Raw genomic sequence first — 18,558 nt, 5'->3', positions numbered from 1 at the left:
GGAACGGGGCGCCTACTGGTCCGCGGTGGCCCGGCGCGGCAGTTTCCAGCCCGGGCGGATGTAGTGGCAGGTGTACCCGCTCGGGTAGTGCTGCAGGTAGTCCTGGTGCTCGGGCTCGGCCTCCCAGAAATCCCCGGCCGGGCTGACCTCGGTCACCACCTTGCCGGGCCACAACCCGGACGCCTCAACATCGGCGATGGTGTCCAGCGCAATCCGCTTCTGCTCCTCGTCGAGGTAGAAAATGGCCGACCGGTAACTGGGCCCGCGGTCATTGCCCTGGCGGTCTTTCGTTGTCGGATCGTGGATCTGGAAGAAGAACTCGAGCATGGTGCGATAGTCGGTGACCGCCGGGTCGTAGACGATCTCGATGGCCTCGGCGTGCGTGCCGTGATTGCGATAGGTCGCATTCGGGACGTCGCCGCCGGTGTAGCCGACCCGCGTCGAAACCACACCCGGTTGCTTGCGGATGAGTTCTTGCATCCCCCAGAAACATCCGCCGGCAAGTATCGCTTTTTGGGTTGCCATTGCTCGTCCTCCTCACGGGTCACGATGCCGCCCAGGCTACACTCCGCCGATGAGCTGCAACGGTGCCGCAAAATGACTACCCGTTCGTTCTCCCGCACCGAACTGGCCGCCGCCTTCGAGAGGTTCGAGGAGACGGTCGCCCGGGCCGCCGAGACGCGCGACTGGGACGCCTGGGTCGAGCAGTACACGCCCGACGTCGAGTACGTCGAGCATGCGGCGGGCACCATGCGCGGCCGCGACGAGGTGCGCGAGTGGATCAAGCAAACGATGACGACCTTCCCCGGCAGCCACATGGTCGCGTTCCCCACGCTGTGGTCGGTGATCGACGAGCCCACCGGGCGGGTCATCCTCGAACTGGACAACCCGATGCGCGACCCCGGCGACGGCAGCGTCATCAGCGCGACCAACATCACGATCATCACGTATGCCGGCGACGGCCAGTGGAGCCGTGAAGAAGACATCTACAACCCGCTGCGTTTCCTGAAGGCCGGGATGAAGTGGTGCCGCAAGGCCCAGGCGCTGGGCACGCTCGACGAGGACGCCGCGCGGTGGATGCAGCAATACGGAGGATCCCAGTGAGCAGCAAACCCAAATTGGTCATCGGCGCCAACGGCTTTCTGGGTTCCCACGTCACCCGCCAACTCGTCGCGGACGGTTTCCAGGTCCGGGCGATGGTGCGCCCGAATGCCAACACCCGCTCCATCGATGACCTCGAGCTCACCCGTTTTCACGGCGACGTTTTCGATGACGCCACGTTGCGCGAGGCGATGGACGGTGTGGACGACGTCTACTACTGCGTGGTCGACACCCGCGCATGGTTGCGTGACCCCGCGCCGCTGTTTCGCACCAACGTCGAGGGCCTGCGCAACGTTCTCGATGTCGCGGTCAGCCAACCCGACCTGCGCAGGTTCATCTTCACGAGCACCTACGCGACGGTGGGCCGGCGGCACGGGCACGTGGCGACCGAAGACGACGTGATCAGCCCGCGGGGACAGACCCCCTACGTGCAGGCCCGGGTGCAGGCCGAAGACCTGGTGATGCGGTACGTGGCCGAGGCGGGGTTGCCCGCCATCGCGATGTGCGTGTCGACGACGTACGGCAGCGGTGACTGGGGCGGCACGCCGCACGGTGCCTTCATCGCCGGCGCCGTGTTCGGCAAGCTGCCCTTCGGAATGAAGGGCATCCAGCTGGAAGTCGTCGGCGTCGACGATGCCGCGCGGGCCATGATCCTGGCCGCCGAACGCGGCCGCATCGGCGAGCGGTACCTGGTCTCCGAGCGGATGATCGCGTTGAACGACGTCGTGCGCATCGCGGCCGACGAGGCCGGGGTGCCGGCGCCGCAACGCTCGATCTCGGTCCCGATGCTCTACGCCCTTTCCGCGCTGGGCAGCCTGAAGGCCCGGCTCACCGGCAAGGACTCCGAACTCAGCCTCGCGTCGGTGCGCATGATGCGCGCCGAGGCCAACGTGGACAGCGGCAAGGCCAAGCGCGAATTGGGTTGGCAGCCGCGCCCGGTCGAGGAGTCGATCCGCGAGGCCGCCCGGTTCTGGGCCGCCATGCGCAGTCCGCGAAAGACCAGCCCGGCCGCACAGCCCGAATAGACGCCCGGGCCGTGGACCGAATACGCGTCGATCTCGACGGGCCGCCGCAGACGATGCTGGCGACGCTGTATGCAAAGGCGGTCGACGCCGACCTGCCGAACCCGATTCTGGGCGACCGTTATGCCAAAGAGGTCGTCGAGCGGATCGACTACGACTGGACGAAGACCACTATCACCGCGCGCAATTCATCGTCGGTGACGACTCGCACCGCGCACTTCGACATGTGGGCTCGCCAATTCCTTGACGCGCATCCGAGTGCGGTTGTCCTGCATGTGGGTTGCGGACTGGACGGCCGATATTTCAGGCTCCAGCCGAGCCCGCTGGTGGAGTGGTACGACGTGGACTACCCCGACGTCGCGGACCTGCGCTCCCGGCTCTACCCGGCTGCCCCGCACTGTCACGTCGTCGCCGCGTCGGTAACCGATCCAGCCTGGCTGGCGGAGATACCCGACGACCGGCCCGCGCTGATGCTCGCCGAAGGGTTGACCATGTATCTGTCCCAACAGGACGGCATAGCGCTGCTGCAACGGGTCGTTGATCGCTTCGAACGCGGCGAGCTGCAATTCGACGCGTTCAACCGGACGGGTATCAAGTCGCAGTGGATGAACGCGGTGGTGCGCCGGTCCGGGTCGAAGTTGAGCTGGGGCATCGACGGGCCGGGCGAGATCCTCCAGGCGGTGCACGGCACTCGACTGCTTTCCTGGGTGCGGTGGTTTGAATCAGAGACCTTCGAGCGGCTTCCGCGCATCTACCACGTGATGGGCAGGGTCATGGCAGTCGTTCCGGCCATGGCCAATATGTCCCAATATCACCGCTACGCATTCGGGGTGCCTGATCGGGAAGCGTCGGGCGCCGGCTCGTGTTGAAGCCTTTATCGGCGTCTAGGAGGAGACCATGAGCCATCCCGAAATCAAAGAGCCCAGTGCCGGCCACCCGATCACCATCGAGCCGACAAAGGGGCGGGTCCAGGTTCGCGTCAACGGCGAGGTGGTCGCCGATACGACGGCCGCGCTCGAATTACGCGAAGCCAGTTTGCCTGCGGTGCAATACATTCCGATGAGCGACGTGGTGCAAGACCGGCTGGCCCGCACGGACACCAGCACATATTGTCCCTTCAAGGGCGAGGCGAGCTATTACAGCGTGACCACCTCCGCCGGTGACACCGTGGAGGACGTGATCTGGACTTACGAGCAGCCCTATCCCGCGGTCGCGGCGATCGCCGGGCATGTCGCGTTCTACCCGAACAAGGCCGAAATCAGCGTTTCTGCGTCCTAGAAAATCCACCCCGGCAGCGCGGCCTCGTGGGCCCGGGTGTCGCTGTACAGCCGCATCGAGACGATCAAGCCATCGCGGGTGTCGAAGATGCAGACGAATGGGCTGTCGTATTTGACGCCGGCGGTGGTGATGCCGCTGGCGTGCGCCTCGACCACCACGGTCTCTCCCTCGTTCACACACCGCACCAGGTCGATGGTCAGCTCGAGGTCCCGTTTGCGCCGCTCGATAGCTTGCCGGAACGCTTCCTTGTCGCACGAAGCCCGCGTGACGAGCGACCAGTAGGTGAAGTCGTCGCTGAGCAGTGAAAAACCCTCGTCGAGGTCGCCCCCGTCGCTCGTACTTTGCAGGAACATCCAAGCCAGTTCGCCCTGCGGGTCATCGAACGGCGTCATCACATCGCAATATTGACTTGGCACATCGTTAACGGTCAATCGGAGAGTTGGTCGGTGGAAAGCACGCGCACTGTCACGTTCCCCGGGGTGGTCAGCTTCGGGCACACGTTGGCGCCGCTTCGCCGAGGTCGCGGGGATCCGTGTTTTCAGGCTTCCGGTGACGGCACGATCTGGCGGACCAGCCTGCTGCCGACCGGACCCGTCGCCGCGCGGATCAGCCGTGTGGCCGCCAACGCCGCTCACTGTGTGGCGTGGGGTAGCGGCGGGCCGGAATTCGTCGAACGGTTGCCCGCGCTGCTCGGCCACGAGGACGACGCTTCCGATTTCGCGCCCCGGGACCCGATCGTTGCCGCCGCGCAGCGGCGGGTACCCCACTTGCGCCTCGGTCGTACGGGGCTGGTGCTGGAGGCGCTGATCCCGGCGATCATCGAGCAGCGGGTGCCCGGCGCCGATGCGTTTCGGTCCTGGCGCCTGCTGGTGTCCAAGTACGGGTCGCCGGCGCCGGGGCCGGCGCCGGCGCGAATGCGGGTGCCGCCCTCGGCCGACGAGTGGCGGCACATCCCGTCGTGGGAGTTCCATCGAGCCAACGTCGACCCGGGACGTGCGCGGACCGTGGTGACGTGTGCGCGTCGGGCCGCCGCGCTGGAACGGCTGGCGTCCCGTTCGCCCGCGCAGGCGCGCGAGGCGATGATGTCGTTGCCTGGGGTGGGGGAGTGGACCGCCGCGGAAACCGCGCAACGGGCGTTCGGTGACGCGGACGCGCTCTCGGTCGGCGACTATCACATCCCGAAGATGATCGGCTGGACGCTGGCGGGCCACCCGGTCGACGACGCGGGCATGCTGGAGCTGCTCGAACCGATGCGACCACACCGCCACCGAGTGGTCCGGTTGCTCGAGGCCAGCGGGCTGGCATACGAACCACGGCGCGGCGCCCGGCTACCGGTGCAGCACATCAGCGAACTCTAAACGTGGTCATGGCCTCGTCGGCGCCGCGTTTTCGGCAACGGTCATCGGGTAACCAACGTCAAAAGACGTGACCGTGTGCGAAACGGAGGAAACCGATGACACAGTTCACCATCCCGGGGCTCACCGACAAACAGGGAGCGCGGCTGACCGAACTGCTGCAAAAGCAACTGAGCACTTACAACGATCTTCACCTGACGCTCAAGCATGTCCACTGGAATGTGGTGGGGCCCAACTTCATTGGCGTGCATGAGATGATCGACCCGCAGGTCGAGGCGGTCCGCGGTTTCGCCGACGACGTTGCCGAGCGCATTGCGGCCCTGGGCGGATCACCGCAGGGTACGCCGGGAGCCATCATCAAAGACCGCACCTGGGACGACTACTCCGTCGGCCGCGACACCGTTCAGGCTCACCTGGCCGCGCTCGACCTCGTCTACACCGGCGTCGTCGAAGACATCCGCAAGTACATCGAGGAGACCGAGGAACTCGACCCGGTCACCCAGGATCTGTTGATCGATCAGGCCGGGAACCTGGAGAAGTTCCAGTGGTTCGTCCGGGCGCACCTGGAGAGCGCGGGTGGGCAGTTGACCCACGAGGGCTCGACCACCGAGAAGGACGCCGCCAGCAGCGCGCGCAGTTCCTAGCGGGCCGGCGAATCCGGGTGCTGCACGCCGTCTTTGGGCGCGAGGACGTTGACGCGGTCGCCCACGGCGAGCCGTAGTGTGGCGTCGGCATCGACGAGCCGCCGATTGTGCAGCACGGAGACGGGGAAGTGACCGTCCGGCCAGTCGAGGTCACCGAGAACCCGGCCTACGGCGGTCGAATCGCCGGCCAGGGTGTGTTCGACGATGCAATACCCGTCGAGTTCACTGTGCGGGTCGTGTTCGGCGGCGGGTCGCGGCTCGACCCAGTCCGCAGCCGGTTGGCCCGTGGCGACGTCCGGCTGGACGTCCGTGAAGTGGGCCCCGACCGCGCGCAGCACATTCTGGTTGGTCAGCCACCCCTGAACAGACCGGGCCTCGGTGTCGATGACGGGCAGCCCGTCGCGCCCATAGAGGACGAGCTGACGCAGGGCTTGGGCGAGGCTGTCGTTGGCGAACAGCGCCTGCGGTTCGCGCACGCGCGTGACAGGGCCGAGCAAGGCCGTCAAGTTCTGATCGGCATTTCCGACGGCGCGGGTCAGGTCCAGTGGAATGGCGAACGGATGCATGGCGTCGGCCGCGGTGAGGTCGGCGAACGCATGGGTAGGAGTGGGGCGGTCGATGTCGATGCCCCGGCGCAGCAGCTTCGTCGTGTAGATGGTTCCGTAGGAAACCCCCCGCGACACGGTAGTGCCGACCGCTACGGCCAACATGACCGGCAGGGTAAGGGTGAAATCGCCGGTCATTTCGACGGTGCTCGCCAGGGCGGTGAGCGGGGCGCGCGCTGCGGAGGCGAACACGGCACCCATGCCGACGATGGCGTAGAGGGCGGGGTGCCCGACGGCCGTCCCGATGGTGTGCTGGACGAACAGCCCGAAGGCCATGCCGGAAGTGGCCCCGACGAACAGCGAGGGCGCGAACACCCCGCCCGAGCCGCCGATCCCGATGGTCAGGCTGCAGGCCAGCATTTTGCCGGCGGCGAGCACCAGTAGGAGCCACAGCGCGTAGTGGCCGGCGAAGGCGGCGTACATCACCGGGTAGCCGACACCGTAGAGCTGCGGCACCGCGAGCAGCAGCAGGCCGAGCACGATCCCGCCGACCGCCGGCCGCGCCCAATCCGGGCGCCCACCCCACGCCCGGTCGCAAAGATCTTCGGTCTTGTACAGGACATTTTTGAAGAGGATCCCGATCAACCCGGCGATCGCCGCGAGGAGCGCCACCAGCAAGTAGTTGGCTATGTGATTCAGCTCGATGCCGGCAGGCAACTGGGTGAGGAAGGGGGCCGAGCCGAAAAACACGCGGGCGACCACGTCGGCGACCATCGACGACAGCATGATCGTGAAGATCGCCTCGACGGACAGTTCACGCAGGATCAGCTCGACGGCGAAGAACACCCCGGTGATCGGGGCGTTGAAGGTGGCCGAGATGCCGCCCGCCGCGCCACAGGCCACCAGCACCCGCAGCCGATTTTCCGGCATTCGCACCCACTGGCCGAGACCGGAGGCCAGCGCCGCGCCGATCTGAACGATGGGTCCTTCACGGCCGACCGATCCGCCCGTACCGATGCACAACGCGGAGGCCAGGGCTTTCACCACGGTCACCTGCGGACGGATGCGGCCACCGTTCTCCGCCACCGCGATCATGACTTCCGGGACGCCATGGCCGCGAGCCTCCCGGGCGAACCGCGAGATCAGCGGCCCGTACAGCAATCCGCCGATGACAGGGATGATCACGAAGAAGCCAATTCCCAACCAGGGCAAATGGTCGCTGCCCACCCAACCGTCCTGGCCGAATTCGTCGTGTCCGGTCGCCAACCAGGTGAAGCCGTAGATCAGGTAGCGGAACGCCGCCGCGCCCAGGCCGGCGCCGAGCCCGACGACGATGGCCGCACAGAACAGCCCGACCCGGTTCGCGCGCAGCCAACCGGCGAACTGACCCACGGCTCTGGACACTGGCCGGATCGGCAGAACCGTAGCCGTGGCCGCCACATTTTGACCCATCCACGCATCCTTCCCCCCACGGCCGCATTTTGCTTGTCGGCCGCCTCTGGATCGTGCACGCCGCTGCGACCATTTCCTGCAGCAAATATTGCCCTACGCAACTTTTCGCCGCGACGGCAGCACCGGGGAATAACTGGACCGCGGTCCGGTTATTCGGGGTAGTTCTCAACACGGAGGTCACATGCCCGCTATCACCGCAAACACGTTGACGTTGCCCCGCGTCGGTGTCGCCACACCCGCCGACACCGAGCGCCCGGTCCGATCGATCACCACTGGGCCGCGCGGCTATGAGGGCGAGGGCTTTCCCGTCGTGCGCGCCTTCGCCGGGGTGAGCGCCGCCGCCCTGGACCCCTTCGTGCACATGGACCAGATGGGCGCGGTGGAGTACGAGCCGGGCGAGCCGAGGGGCACGGACTGGCACCCGCACCGCGGGTTCGAAACGGTCACCTACATGATCGACGGCAAGTTCGCTCACCAGGACTCCCACGGCGGCGGCGGCCTGATCACCGACGGCGCGACGCAGTGGATGACCGCCGGTTCGGGGATCCTGCACATCGAGACGCCGCCCGCAGAACTGGTCGACAGTGGCGGCCTCTTTCATGGCATCCAGTTGTGGGTGAATCTGCCGAAGAGAGACAAGTTCGCGCCGCCTCGGTACCAGGCCATCGACGGTGGTGACGTGCAGTTGATCTCGTCCGACGACGGCGGGGCGCTGGTCCGCATCATCGCCGGGGAAGTCGACGGTCACCGCGGCCCCGGAAGCACTCATACGCCGATCACGCTCGCCCACGCCACGATCGAAACCGGCGCCCGACTGAACCTGCCGTGGCAGCGCGATTTCAATGCGCTCGTGTACGTGTTGTCGGGCAGCGGATGTGTCGGTCCGGTTGCTCACCCGATTCGCGAGGGCCAATTGGCGGTGCTGGGCCCCGGAGATCGGATCACGGTGGGCGCCGATCCGGCACAGGAATCGTCGCGCACGACCGCGATGGATGTGCTGATTCTGGGCGGTCGACCCATTCGCGAGCCGGTATTCCACTACGGGCCTTTCGTAATGAACTCGCGTGCGGAATTGGTTGAAGCGGTGCAGGACTACCAGGCCGGGAAGTTCGGCAGCATTCCGCCAAACGCGCTAATGCCGCACCGTGGCGGTGGCACACTTTAACGATGTCTTCAGGGGTGGGTCGCAGGCCTGGACGCCCCCCTGCCGCAAAGGCGGACGAGACGCGCCAGCGAATCATGCGGGCCGCTCGCCTGGTGTTCAGCGAACGCGGTTACGACGGCGCCACGTTCCAGGCGATCGCGGCCCGCGCTGATCTGACCCGTCCGGCCATCAACCATTACTTCTCCAGCAAGCGCGTCTTGTATCGCGAGGTATTGGAGCAAACCAACGAAGCCATCATCGGAACCGGCATCAAAGTGGCCAGCCGCGAGACCACTCTGGCGGCGCAGCTGACGGCATTCATCACCTCCGCGGTGCAAGCGAATTCGGAGAATCCCGCCGGATCGGCGCTGATAATTTCCGGGGTGCTCGAGTCGCAGCGGCACCCGGAATGGAACAAGACCGAAAACGAGTCAGTCCGGGCCGTCCGGGAATTCCTGGATCGAGTCGTCAAGCACGCGATCGAGCGCGGCGAGGTTGCCGCCGACATCGACGCGTCGGCGCTGATCGAGTCGCTGGTCGTCATCATGTGCGGCGTCGGCCTGTACGCGGGCTGGGTGGAGAGCCCCCAGCAGATGCTGGCCGTGACCGGAATGCTGCGGCAGCTGATGGAAGGCGGGCTGCTGCGGCCGGAGGCCTAGCCGATCGCGCGGGCAGTGAAGTTGCGCACAAAGCGTATAGGCTAACTAACTTATCCCGGTAGCATGGCCCCGTCATGACTGATGTGGACGCGTCGTTACCGCCTTCCCTGAGATCTGCCGGCGACAGCTGGGCCATCACCGAACTCGTCGGTGCCACCGCGCTGGGCGTCGCCGCCTCGCGCGCGGCGGAAACCGCCGGAAGCAACCCGTTGATCCGCGACGAGTTCGCCCGCGTTCTGGTCTCGTCGGCCGGCCCGGCATGGGCCCGGCTCACCGATCCCGAATTGGCGTGGCTCGACGGCGACGAGCAGGGCCGCCGCGCGCATCGGATCGGCATCGACTACCAGGCCGTGCGTACCCACTTCTTCGACGAGTACTTCGCCGACGCGGTGCAGGCCGGCATTCGGCAGGTGGTCATCCTGGCCGCCGGGTTGGACTCGCGGGCCTACCGCCTGAATTGGCCGGACGGCACCGCGGTCTACGAGATCGACCAGCCCAAGGTGCTGGAATACAAGACCGGGATCCTGCAGCAGCACGGCGCCGCCCCCGCCGCGAGCCGCCGCCCTGTCCCCGTTGACCTGCGCGACGACTGGCCCGCGGCGCTGGCCGCGGCGGGCTTCGACCGCACGCGACCGACCGCCTGGCTCGCGGAGGGCTTGCTCCCGTACCTGCCAAGCGACGCGCAAGACCGTCTGTTCGAGACTTTCACCGCTCTCAGCGCCCCGGGCAGCCGGGTCGCCATCGAGGCATTCGGCCTGAACTCGCGGAGCAATTCACAGCGCTGGCTGCGGATGCGGGAGCGGCTCGGCCTGGACGTCAACGTGCAGGCGCTGACCTACCACGAGCCGGACCGTTCGGACGCGGCCCAGTGGCTGACCGACCACGGCTGGCAGGTGCGAGCCGTGGACAACCGCGAGGAGATGGCCCGGTTGGGCCGCCCGGTACCCGAAGACCTGGCCGAAGACGCCGTGCGCAGCGTGCTGCTGCGGGCGCACCTCGGCGAGCCGACCGACTGACTTCCGCCCGAGGATCAAGGAGCAATTCAATGAGCTCACTGCGCACCCACGACGACACCTGGGACATCAAGACCAGCGTCGGCAGTACCGCGGTAATGGTCGCCGCCGCCCGGGCCGTCGAGACCGAACGGGCGGACGCCCTCATCCGCGACCCGTACGCCAAACTTCTGGTCACCAACGCCGGTGCCGGGGTCTTGTGGGAGCACATGCTCGACCCGGATGTCGCGGCCAAGATCGAATCCCTCGACGCCGACTCCGCGGCGCAGCTCGAGCACATGCGCGGCTATCAGGCGGTGCGCACCCACTTCTTCGACACCTACTTCAAAGACGCCGTCGCCGCCGGAATCCGGCAGGTGGTAATCCTGGCGTCCGGCCTGGATTCCCGCGCGTACCGCCTCGACTGGCCGGCCGGCACGGTGGTGTACGAGATCGACCAGCCCCAGGTCTTGGACTACAAGTCCGCGACGCTGGCGGAAAACGGCGTGACGCCGTCGGCCGAGCGCCGCGCGGTGGCCATCGACCTGCGGCAGGACTGGCCGGCCGCGCTGCGCGACGCCGGCTTCGACCCGTCGGCGAGGACCGCCTGGCTGGCCGAGGGCCTGCTGATGTACCTGCCGGCCGAGGCGCAGGACCGGTTGTTCACCCAGATCGGCGAACTGAGCCCGGCCGGAAGCCGGGTCTCGGCGGAAACCGCGCCCGCGCACGCCGACGAGCGCCGGCAGCAGATGCGCGAGCGGTTCAGGAAGGTCGCCGACGAACTGGGCATCGAAGAGACCGTCGACGTCGGCGAGCTGATGTACCGCGACGAGCACCGCGCGAACGTCGCCGAATGGCTCAACAACCACGGTTGGCGTGCTCAGGCGCAGCGCTCGACGGACGAGATGCGCCGGCTGGGCCGCTGGATCGAGAACGTCCCGCTGGCCGACGACAAGGACGCCTTCTCCGACTTCGTCATCGCCGAGCGGCTGTAATGCCGCGCTCGCTGGACGACTCCTGGGACATCGCCACCAGCGTCGGCGCCACCGCGGTGATGGTCGCCCTGGCCCGCGCCGCCGAGACCGCCAGCGACTCACCGCTCATCCGCGACCAGTTCGCCGAGCCGCTGGTCTCCACACCCGAGCTGGCCGGAGTCCGCGAGCAGGTGGCGGCCTGGTGGGCGGGCGAGCCGGACGACGACTCCGGTGGCGACGCCCCGGACCCCAACCACATGATCAACTACCAGGCGGTGCGCACCCACTTCTTCGATGCGTACTTCGCCGACGCCGTGGCGGCGGGTATCCGGCAGGTCGTGCTTGTGGCCGCCGGATTGGATTCGCGTGCCTACCGCCTGGACTGGCCGGCCGGCACCGTGGTGTACGAGATCGATCTACCCAAGGTGCTCGAGTACAAGACCGAGACGCTGGCGAGCCACGGCGCCGAGCCCACCGCCGACCGCCGGGCCGTGCCCGTCGACCTGCGCCACGACTGGCCAAAGGCATTGCGCGAGGCCGGTTTTGACGCTAGCCGGCCGACGGCGTGGCTGGCCGAGGGGCTGCTGCCATTCCTGCCCGCGGCGGCGCAGGAGGCGCTGTTCGCCTCCATCGATGCGCTGAGCGGACCGGGCAGCCGGGTGGCGGTGGAGAACTTCGGAGTCGACGAGGAGAAGCGCCGCGAGGCCGAGCAGAGGTGGCAGGAACTGCGGGCCAAGCGCGAAGCGCGCGGCCAAGACACCTCGTTCAACCCCTTCGACCTCTGGTTCTCCGACGAGGGCCGGCCCGACTGCGCCGAGTGGTTCGCCGCGCACGGCTGGACCACGCGCACGGTGAGCGCGCGCGACGAGGGCCAGCGGCTGGGCCGCGCGCCGCAACCGGAGGACCGGCCGTTCGCGAACAGTTTCGTGGCGGCGTCCAAACCCTGAGCCCGTTCGCCGGATCAGATCCTTTCTACTGCTCTCCCAACCGGATGGTTAGGATCGCGGTTATCACCCATGAGCGCTCGTGCGACGAGCAGCGGGCGCATCGGGATGACCGAAGCAGGGGAAGGACAACGATGACCACCGAATCGGTTACACCCACGACATCCGCCGCCAACGGCGCGCCCACACCTCAGCCGGCGAACATCCCCGCGACCGTCGCGCGGCTGCGCAAGACCTTCGCCAGCGGGCGCACCCGCGACGTGGAGTGGCGCAAACGGCAGTTGTTGCAGCTGGCCAAGCTGATGGAAGAGAACGAAGCGGCGATCGCGGATGCTCTCGCCGCGGATCTCGACCGCAGCCCGTTCGAGGCGTTCATCGCCGACATCGCAACCACGGCCGGCGAAGCGAAGTACGCCGCCAAGCGGGTGCGCAAGTGGACGCGTCGCAAATACCAGCTGCTCGAGGCGGCGCAGCTCCCCGGCCGCGGTTGGATCGAATACGAGCCCTACGGCACCGTGCTGATCATCGGCGCGTGGAACTACCCGTTCTATCTGACGCTGGGCCCGGCGGTCGGCGCGATCGCCGCGGGTAACGCCGTCATCCTCAAGCCCTCGGAGATCGCCTCGGCGTCCGCGCACCTGATGGCGGACCTGGTGCCCAAATACCTCGACAGCGACGCGATCGCGGTGGTCGAGGGCGACGGTTCGGTCAGCCAGGAACTCATCGCGCAGGGCCTGGACCGCCTGCTGTTCACCGGCGGCACCGAGATCGGTCGCAAGGTCTACGAAGGCGCCGCCCCGCATCTGACCCCCTGCACGCTGGAGCTCGGCGGCAAGAGCCCCGTGATCGTGGCGGCTGACGCCGACGTGGACGTGGCGGCCAAGCGGATCGCCTGGATGAAGCTGCTGAACGCCGGCCAGACGTGTGTCGCCCCCGACTACGTGTTGGCGGACGCCAAGATTCGCGATGAGCTGGTGAGCAAGATCGGCGCGGCCATCACGAAGTTCACGTCGGACAAGCCCAACGGAATGCGGATCGTCAACCAGCGTCAGTTCGACCGGATCAGCGGCTATCTGGCCGGCGGGGACGGCCAGGTCGTCGTCGGCGGCAAATGCGACCCGTCGAGCCTGCGCATCCAGCCCGCGGTCGTTGTCGACCCCGATCCGGACGGGCCGTTGATGCAGAACGAAATCTTCGGACCGGTACTGCCGGTGATCACCGTCCAATCCCTTGATGACGCAATACGTTTCATCAACTCGCGGCCTAAGCCGTTGTCCGCCTACCTGTTCACCAAGACGCGCGAGACCCGCGAGCGGGTGATCAAGGAGGTGTCGGCGGGCGGCATGCTGGTCAACCACCTCGCCTTCCAGGTGTCGACGGCCAAGCTGCCGTTCGGCGGTGTCGGCGCATCGGGCATGGGCGCCTATCACGGCCGCTACGGCTTCGAGGAGTTCAGTCACCGCAAGTCGGTGCTGACCAAGCCGACCCGGCCCGACCTGTCCAGCTTCATCTACCCGCCGTACACGGCGCGGGCCTTCAAGATGGCCCGCAGGATGTTCTGACCACTGTCCGAATTCGCTTGCTAGGACGTAGTTTTCACCTTAGAGAGGAACCTGATGCCCGGAGTGCAGGATCGCGTCATCGTCGTCACCGGAGCTGGCGGGGGGCTGGGCCGTGAATACGCCCTGACCCTGGCCCGCGAGGGGGCCAGCGTCGTCGTCAACGACCTCGGTGGATCCCGTGACGGCACGGGGGCCGGCCACAACATGGCCGATCACGTCGTCGACGAGATCAAGGATGCGGGTGGCCGGGCGGTCGCCAACTACGATAGCGTCGCCGAGCCCGAGGGCGCCGCGAACATCATCAAGACGGCGCTCGACGAGTTCGGCGCCGTGCACGGCGTGGTGAGCAACGCCGGGATCCTGCGCGACGGCACCTTCCACAAGATGACGTTCGAGAACTGGGACGCTGTGCTCAAGGTGCACCTCTACGGCGGGTACAACGTGCTGCGCGCCGCCTGGCCGCATTTCCGGGAGCAGAGTTACGGGAGGATCGTCGTCGCCACCTCCACCAGCGGCCTGTTCGGCAACTTCGGGCAGACCAACTACGGCGCGGCCAAACTCGGCCTGGTCGGCATGATCAACACGCTGGCGCAGGAGGGGGCGAAGTACAACATCCACGCCAATGCCGTCGCGCCGATCGCGGCGACCCGGATGACCGAGGACATCCTCCCCAAGGAGGTGCTCGAGAAGCTGACGCCCGAGTATGTGGCGCCGGTGGTGGCCTACCTGTGCACCGAGGAAAACTCCAACACCGCTTCGGTTTTCGTCGTCGGTGGAGGCAAGGTGCAGCGGGTGGCCCTGTTCCAGAACGAGGGCGCCAACTTCGACAAGCCACCGACGGTCGAGGATGTCGCCTCGCACTGGTCGCAGATCGACGACCTGTCCGCGGCCAAACAAGCCAACTTCAAGCTGTAACGGTCAGCGCCGTGGCCGCGTGGTTCGAGTCAGGCCAGCAGCGCCTGACGTAGTCGATCCACGTCGGCCTCGGTGATGCCCGCGTCGCTCAGATAGGCGTCCAGCGAACCGAATTGCTCGTCGATGGTCTGGCGCGCGGCGGCCAGGTACTCGGGCCGCACGCCGAGAACACCGTCGGATAGCCGGGCTTCGGTGAAGGTCCTGACCTCCGGCGTGAGTTCGGCTTCCGAGCGCTGCTCAATCATCTCGGAGATGCGGACCCGCAGCTCCGCGACGGCGTCATTGCTGCGCAGGTAGTCGGCGACGATGGTGTCGCGATCGATGCCGACAGTCTCCAGCACCGTCGCCACCACGAAGCCGGTGCGGTCCTTGCCCGCGAAGCAGTGCGTGAGGACGGGCCGCCCCGCGGCCAGCAGCGTGACGACGCGGTGCAGCGCCCGCTGGGCGCCGTTGCGGGTGGGGAACTGCCGGTACTCGTCGACCATGTAGCGGGCGGCCGTGTCGTTGATGGACTCGTCGGGATCGCCGTTGGTCATCAGCTGCCGGAACGCATGTTCATGGGGGGCTTCGTCGCCCTCACCGGCGTCGTCGGCGAGGTCCGGGAACGGAAGCAGGTGAACGTCGACACCGTCGGGCACGCGGCCGGGCCCGCGGCGGGCCACCTCCCGCGCCGCCCGTAGGTCGGCGACGTCGGTGATGCCCAGTCCGAGCAGCGTCGCCCGGCCGTCGTCGTCGAGGCGGCTCAGCTCGCTGGACCGAAACAGCCGGCCCGGCCGCAGCGCCCCGGCGCCGTCGGCGACATCGCGAAAGTTCCACGCGCCGGGCAACTCCCGGAGGGCGGCCTTACTCATGTGCGGTGACCGCCGCGGCGAGCGGAGACTTCTCCCGGCCGAGCTCGGCGCGCGCGATGGTCCGCATGTGTACCTCGTCGGGGCCGTCGAAGAGCCGCATCGCCCGGTGCCAGGCGTACATGCGGGCGAGCACCGTGTCCTCGCTGACCCCCGCGGCCCCATGCACCTGAATCGCTCGGTCGATGACGTTGCACGCCACCTGCGGCGCGACCGCCTTGATCTGCGAGACCAACGTGTGGGCGGCCTTGTTCCCGTGCTGGTCGATGGTCCACGCCGCCTTTTCGCACAACAGCCGCGCCTGGTCGATCTCGTTGCGGGACTTGGCAATTGCCTCCCGCACCACGCCCTGCTCGGCCAGCGGACGGCCGAACGCCACCCGGTTCTGCGCCCGGTCCACCATCAGGGCCAGCGCCCGTTCGGAACCGCCCAGCGCACGCATGCAGTGGTGGATGCGGCCCGGCCCCAGCCGGGCCTGCGCGATCGCGAAGCCCCCGCCCTCCTCGCCGAGCAGGTTGGTGGCGGGCACCCGGACGTTGTCGTAGATGATCTCGCAGTGTCCAGGCTGGTCCTGGAAACCGAAGACCGTGGTGGAGCGGACCACCGTCACGCCCGGCGTATCGATCGGCACCAGCACCATGGACTGCTGCTGGTGGCTTGCCGCCTCGGGGTTGGTGCGGCCCATCACGATGAGGATCTTGCAGCGCGGGTCGGACGCCCCGGAGGTCCACCACTTGCGGCCATTGATCACGTAGTCGCCACCGTCGCGCACGATGGAGGTCTCGATGTTGCGGGCGTCGCTGCTGGCGACAGCCGGCTCGGTCATCGAAAAGCCGCTGCGGATCTCACCGTTGAGCAACGGCTCCAGCCATTGCTTGCGTTGCTCCTCGGTCGCGAACAGGTGCAGGGTCTCCATGTTTCCGGTGTCCGGCGCCGCGCAGTTGAGCGCCTCGGGGGCGATCTCGAGGCTCCAGCCGGTGATCTCGGCCAGCGGCGCGTATTCCAGGTTGGTCAGGCCCGACTCGGCCGGCAGGAACAGGTTCCACAGGCCGCGCTCCTTGGCCTTGGTCTTCAGCTCCTCGATGATCGGCGGGACCGTGTGATCGTTCGGGCCGGCCTCGTCCCGGTACTTGTCGTATTCGGCCTCGGCCGGGAAGACGTACTCGGTCATGAAGTCGGTCAATCGCTTGTGGTAATCGTTGCCTTTGGCCGACATCGCGAAGTCCATGCCGCCACCATAGGACACGTGTCTAGCGGCGCCACGAGCAGACGCAACGTCACCTGTCGGCGTGCGGATTAGCGCGATTTTGTGTTCTGCTCGCGGTAGACATGGCGCCATGACCGAATCCCGTCCGCCGTTCCCGCCGTTCACCTCTGAGACTGCCCTAAAGAAGGTGCAGGCCGCCGAGGACGCGTGGAACACCTGCGATCCGCACCGCGTCAGCCTGGCTTACACGCCCGACTCGCAGTGGCGCAATCGCGACGAACATGTCGTGGGCCGCGACGCGATTGTGGGGTTCCTGACCCGCAAGTGGCAGCGCGAGCTCGACTACGCGTTGCGGAAAAGCTTGTGGGACTTCCACGGCAACCGCATCGCCGTGCGGTTTCAGTATGAGTGTCGCGACGCGAGCGGCCAGTGGTTTCGCAGCTACGGCAACGAGCTGTGGGAGTTCTCGCCGTCGGGGTTGATGGCGCGCCGCGAGGCCAGCATCAACGACGTGCGGATCGACGAGTCCGAACGCCGCTACTTCGGGCCCCGCCCGGTGGCCGAGCGCGGGCAGGACATCCCGCTCTGGTAGCGAACCGGCCACAACGTTGTCTTGTGGGTCCACAACGCCGCGGCCGCTACTGCGCGCGCCTCGGGTAACGAACCATCGACGGGAGCCCGTCTGCCGCGCCGGCGGTAGCCCGCCCCGGTCGATCGCACGTCCGGGGCGAAATCCGGCAGGCGTTAAGGTAGCGAAGCGTGCGGCCAGCCAGCGGCACATCAAACGGCAGGAAAGTGCGGGAAAGCAGATGTACGCGCCATGACAGATGCGCAGACGACGGTAGGGGTGGTCGCCGAGTCCGGGGCCGATGAACGACGGGTCGCACTGGTACCCAAGGCGGTGGCGTCGCTGATCAGCGGCGGTGTGGCGGTAGTGGTCGAGTCGGGTGCGGGCGAGGGTGCTTTGCTTCCGGACCAGCTCTACACCGAGGTCGGCGCCAGCATCGGTGACGCCTGGGCTGCCGACATCGTCGTCAAGGTGGCGCCGCCGACCAAAGAAGAGGTCGCCAAGTTGCGCCGCGGGCAGACCCTGATCGGTTTCCTGGCACCGCGCAACACCGACAACTCGATCGGCGCTCTCACCGAGGCCGGAGTGCAGGCGTTCGCGCTCGAGGCGATCCCGCGCATCTCGCGCGCCCAGGTCATGGATGCGCTGTCGTCGCAGGCCAACGTGGCCGGCTACAAGGCCGTGCTGCTGGCGGCGTCCGAGTCGACCCGGTTCTTTCCGATGCTGACGACCGCGGCGGGCACCGTGAAGCCGGCCAGCGTGCTGGTGCTCGGCGTCGGGGTGGCCGGACTGCAGGCGCTGGCGACGGCCAAACGGCTGGGCGGGCGCACCTCCGGGTACGACGTGCGCCCGGAGGTGGCCGATCAGGTCCGTTCGGTGGGGGCGCAGTGGCTGGATCTCGGTATAGACGCGGCCGGTGAGGGCGGGTATGCCCGCGAGCTCACCGAAGAAGAGCGCGCCCAGCAGCAGAAATCCCTGGAGAAGGCGATCGCCGGGTTCGACGTGGTGATCACCACCGCGTTGGTTCCGGGGCGCCCCGCACCCCGGCTGGTGACCGCCGCGGCGGTGGAGTCGATGAAGCCCGGCAGCGTGGTGATCGACCTGGCGGGGGAAACCGGTGGCAACTGCGAACTGACCGAGCCGGGGCAGACGGTCGTGAAGCACGACGTCACCATCGCCTCTCCGCTGAACCTGCCGGCAACCATGCCCGAGCACGCCAGCGAGCTCTACAGCAAGAACATCACGGCGCTCCTGGACCTGTTGATCAAAGACGGCAAGCTGGCCCCCGACTTCGACGACGAGGTCGTCGCGGCGGCCTGCGTTACCCGGGCGAGTGAGGACTCCTAGA

Annotated in this window: 20 protein-coding genes; 15 read left to right on the top strand and 5 right to left on the bottom strand. The window is 67.4% G+C overall.

Annotation, left to right across the window (positions count from 1 at the left end; genetic code table 11):
• Positions 1 to 12: 12 nt before the first annotated feature.
• Positions 13 to 525 carry a peptide-methionine (S)-S-oxide reductase MsrA gene (msrA, locus tag A5773_RS16060; protein WP_066949340.1) on the bottom strand — a complete coding sequence of 171 codons (513 nt, stop codon included), beginning with the start codon at positions 523 to 525 and terminating at the stop codon, positions 13 to 15.
• Between the two features lie 72 nt (positions 526 to 597).
• Here msrA and A5773_RS16055 point away from each other — a divergent pair, with 72 nt between their 5' ends.
• Genes A5773_RS16055 through A5773_RS16040 form a run of 4 tightly spaced genes read left to right on the top strand, consistent with a single transcriptional unit; the run spans position 598 to position 3,401 of the window.
• Positions 598 to 1,104 carry a nuclear transport factor 2 family protein gene (locus A5773_RS16055; RefSeq protein WP_067262146.1) on the top strand — a complete coding sequence of 169 codons (507 nt, stop codon included), beginning with the start codon at positions 598 to 600 and terminating at the stop codon, positions 1,102 to 1,104.
• Entirely contained in the window at positions 1,101 to 2,126 is a 1,026-nt protein-coding gene (locus A5773_RS16050; protein ID WP_067262074.1) for an NAD-dependent epimerase/dehydratase family protein, read from the top strand. Before A5773_RS16055 ends, A5773_RS16050 begins: the two co-directional genes overlap by 4 nt.
• A gap of 20 nt (positions 2,127 to 2,146) precedes the next feature.
• Positions 2,147 to 2,992, top strand: coding sequence for a class I SAM-dependent methyltransferase (locus tag A5773_RS16045; RefSeq protein WP_066949512.1), 846 nt, complete (start codon positions 2,147 to 2,149; stop codon positions 2,990 to 2,992).
• Positions 2,993 to 3,020: 28 nt separating this feature from the next.
• The gene (locus A5773_RS16040; RefSeq protein WP_067791570.1) at positions 3,021 to 3,401 is read left to right on the top strand and encodes a DUF427 domain-containing protein; all 381 of its coding nucleotides are present in this window, start codon (positions 3,021 to 3,023) and stop codon (positions 3,399 to 3,401) included.
• On the opposite strand, the gene A5773_RS16035 is transcribed toward A5773_RS16040, so the two are convergent.
• Positions 3,398 to 3,796: a nuclear transport factor 2 family protein gene (locus A5773_RS16035; protein ID WP_066949349.1), complete on the bottom strand. Its 399-nt coding sequence runs from the start codon at positions 3,794 to 3,796 to the stop codon at positions 3,398 to 3,400. The genes A5773_RS16040 and A5773_RS16035 overlap by 4 nt on opposite strands.
• A 51-nt stretch (positions 3,797 to 3,847) precedes the next feature.
• On the opposite strand from A5773_RS16035, the gene A5773_RS16030 reads away from it, so the two are divergent.
• Positions 3,848 to 4,759, top strand: a complete 912-nt coding sequence (locus tag A5773_RS16030) for a DNA-3-methyladenine glycosylase (RefSeq protein WP_067791568.1) — start codon at positions 3,848 to 3,850, stop codon at positions 4,757 to 4,759.
• A 95-nt stretch (positions 4,760 to 4,854) separates the two neighbouring features.
• Positions 4,855 to 5,400 (top strand): DNA starvation/stationary phase protection protein Dps, encoded by a 546-nt coding sequence (gene dps / locus A5773_RS16025; protein ID WP_067791566.1) that lies wholly within the window; start codon positions 4,855 to 4,857, stop codon positions 5,398 to 5,400.
• Here the strand turns inward: dps and A5773_RS16020 are convergent.
• On the bottom strand, positions 5,397 to 7,397 hold the full coding sequence (locus A5773_RS16020; protein WP_066949356.1) for a chloride channel protein: 2,001 nt from the start codon (positions 7,395 to 7,397) through the stop codon (positions 5,397 to 5,399). The two genes, dps and A5773_RS16020, sit on opposite strands and share 4 nt — an antisense overlap.
• Before the next feature lie 181 nt (positions 7,398 to 7,578).
• Here A5773_RS16020 and A5773_RS16015 point away from each other — a divergent pair, with 181 nt between their 5' ends.
• The 7 genes from A5773_RS16015 (at position 7,579) to A5773_RS15985 (ending at position 14,587) form a co-directional block, all read left to right on the top strand.
• Positions 7,579 to 8,562: a pirin family protein gene (locus A5773_RS16015; RefSeq protein WP_067791564.1), complete on the top strand. Its 984-nt coding sequence runs from the start codon at positions 7,579 to 7,581 to the stop codon at positions 8,560 to 8,562.
• 2 nt (positions 8,563 to 8,564) lie between these two features.
• Entirely contained in the window at positions 8,565 to 9,200 is a 636-nt protein-coding gene (locus tag A5773_RS16010; RefSeq protein ID WP_067791562.1) for a TetR/AcrR family transcriptional regulator, read from the top strand.
• Positions 9,201 to 9,274: 74 nt separating this feature from the next.
• Positions 9,275 to 10,216: a class I SAM-dependent methyltransferase gene (locus A5773_RS16005; protein ID WP_067791560.1), complete on the top strand. Its 942-nt coding sequence runs from the start codon at positions 9,275 to 9,277 to the stop codon at positions 10,214 to 10,216.
• Between the two features lie 38 nt (positions 10,217 to 10,254).
• Entirely contained in the window at positions 10,255 to 11,187 is a 933-nt protein-coding gene (locus A5773_RS16000) for a class I SAM-dependent methyltransferase (RefSeq protein ID WP_156744856.1), read from the top strand.
• On the top strand, positions 11,187 to 12,113 hold the full coding sequence (locus A5773_RS15995; protein WP_066949372.1) for a class I SAM-dependent methyltransferase: 927 nt from the start codon (positions 11,187 to 11,189) through the stop codon (positions 12,111 to 12,113). Before A5773_RS16000 ends, A5773_RS15995 begins: the two co-directional genes overlap by 1 nt.
• 131 nt (positions 12,114 to 12,244) lie before the next feature.
• Positions 12,245 to 13,672 carry an aldehyde dehydrogenase family protein gene (locus A5773_RS15990; RefSeq protein ID WP_066949375.1) on the top strand — a complete coding sequence of 476 codons (1,428 nt, stop codon included), beginning with the start codon at positions 12,245 to 12,247 and terminating at the stop codon, positions 13,670 to 13,672.
• 54 nt (positions 13,673 to 13,726) lie between these two features.
• Entirely contained in the window at positions 13,727 to 14,587 is an 861-nt protein-coding gene (locus A5773_RS15985) for an SDR family oxidoreductase (protein ID WP_067791556.1), read from the top strand.
• A 29-nt stretch (positions 14,588 to 14,616) separates the two neighbouring features.
• Here A5773_RS15985 and A5773_RS15980 read toward each other — a convergent pair whose 3' ends face one another.
• Both A5773_RS15980 and A5773_RS15975 read right to left on the bottom strand, forming a co-directional pair.
• On the bottom strand, positions 14,617 to 15,438 hold the full coding sequence (locus A5773_RS15980; protein WP_066949380.1) for a tyrosine-protein phosphatase: 822 nt from the start codon (positions 15,436 to 15,438) through the stop codon (positions 14,617 to 14,619).
• Complete coding sequence (locus A5773_RS15975; protein ID WP_066949515.1) at positions 15,431 to 16,651, bottom strand: acyl-CoA dehydrogenase family protein; 1,221 nt, start codon at positions 16,649 to 16,651, stop codon at positions 15,431 to 15,433. Before A5773_RS15975 ends, A5773_RS15980 begins: the two co-directional genes overlap by 8 nt.
• Positions 16,652 to 16,772: 121 nt before the next feature.
• Between A5773_RS15975 and A5773_RS15970 the strand changes: the two genes are divergently transcribed.
• Complete coding sequence (locus A5773_RS15970) at positions 16,773 to 17,234, top strand: nuclear transport factor 2 family protein (protein ID WP_066949383.1); 462 nt, start codon at positions 16,773 to 16,775, stop codon at positions 17,232 to 17,234.
• A gap of 228 nt (positions 17,235 to 17,462) precedes the next feature.
• Complete coding sequence (locus tag A5773_RS15965) at positions 17,463 to 18,557, top strand: Re/Si-specific NAD(P)(+) transhydrogenase subunit alpha (RefSeq protein WP_067791554.1); 1,095 nt, start codon at positions 17,463 to 17,465, stop codon at positions 18,555 to 18,557.
• Position 18,558 lies beyond the last annotated feature (1 nt).

Origin of the sequence: Mycobacterium sp. 852014-52450_SCH5900713 (assembly GCF_001667075.1) — a bacterium.
Taxonomy (GTDB): domain Bacteria; phylum Actinomycetota; class Actinomycetes; order Mycobacteriales; family Mycobacteriaceae; genus Mycobacterium.
The sequence above is the reverse complement of the archived record's forward strand: the minus strand, read 5'-3'. Positions and strand labels throughout refer to the sequence as shown.

Coding starts and splice junctions, on each gene's coding strand:
- msrA (WP_066949340.1), bottom strand. CDS start 525: ATGGCAACCCAAAAAGCGATACTTGCCGGCGGATGTTTCTGGGGGATG.
- A5773_RS16055 (WP_067262146.1), top strand. CDS start 598: ATGACTACCCGTTCGTTCTCCCGCACCGAACTGGCCGCCGCCTTCGAG.
- A5773_RS16040 (WP_067791570.1), top strand. CDS start 3,021: ATGAGCCATCCCGAAATCAAAGAGCCCAGTGCCGGCCACCCGATCACC.
- dps (WP_067791566.1), top strand. CDS start 4,855: ATGACACAGTTCACCATCCCGGGGCTCACCGACAAACAGGGAGCGCGG.
- A5773_RS16020 (WP_066949356.1), bottom strand. CDS start 7,397: ATGGGTCAAAATGTGGCGGCCACGGCTACGGTTCTGCCGATCCGGCCA.
- A5773_RS16015 (WP_067791564.1), top strand. CDS start 7,579: ATGCCCGCTATCACCGCAAACACGTTGACGTTGCCCCGCGTCGGTGTC.
- A5773_RS16010 (WP_067791562.1), top strand. CDS start 8,565: ATGTCTTCAGGGGTGGGTCGCAGGCCTGGACGCCCCCCTGCCGCAAAG.
- A5773_RS16005 (WP_067791560.1), top strand. CDS start 9,275: ATGACTGATGTGGACGCGTCGTTACCGCCTTCCCTGAGATCTGCCGGC.
- A5773_RS15995 (WP_066949372.1), top strand. CDS start 11,187: ATGCCGCGCTCGCTGGACGACTCCTGGGACATCGCCACCAGCGTCGGC.
- A5773_RS15990 (WP_066949375.1), top strand. CDS start 12,245: ATGACCACCGAATCGGTTACACCCACGACATCCGCCGCCAACGGCGCG.
- A5773_RS15985 (WP_067791556.1), top strand. CDS start 13,727: ATGCCCGGAGTGCAGGATCGCGTCATCGTCGTCACCGGAGCTGGCGGG.
- A5773_RS15980 (WP_066949380.1), bottom strand. CDS start 15,438: ATGAGTAAGGCCGCCCTCCGGGAGTTGCCCGGCGCGTGGAACTTTCGC.
- A5773_RS15975 (WP_066949515.1), bottom strand. CDS start 16,651: ATGTCGGCCAAAGGCAACGATTACCACAAGCGATTGACCGACTTCATG.
- A5773_RS15970 (WP_066949383.1), top strand. CDS start 16,773: ATGACCGAATCCCGTCCGCCGTTCCCGCCGTTCACCTCTGAGACTGCC.
- A5773_RS15965 (WP_067791554.1), top strand. CDS start 17,463: ATGACAGATGCGCAGACGACGGTAGGGGTGGTCGCCGAGTCCGGGGCC.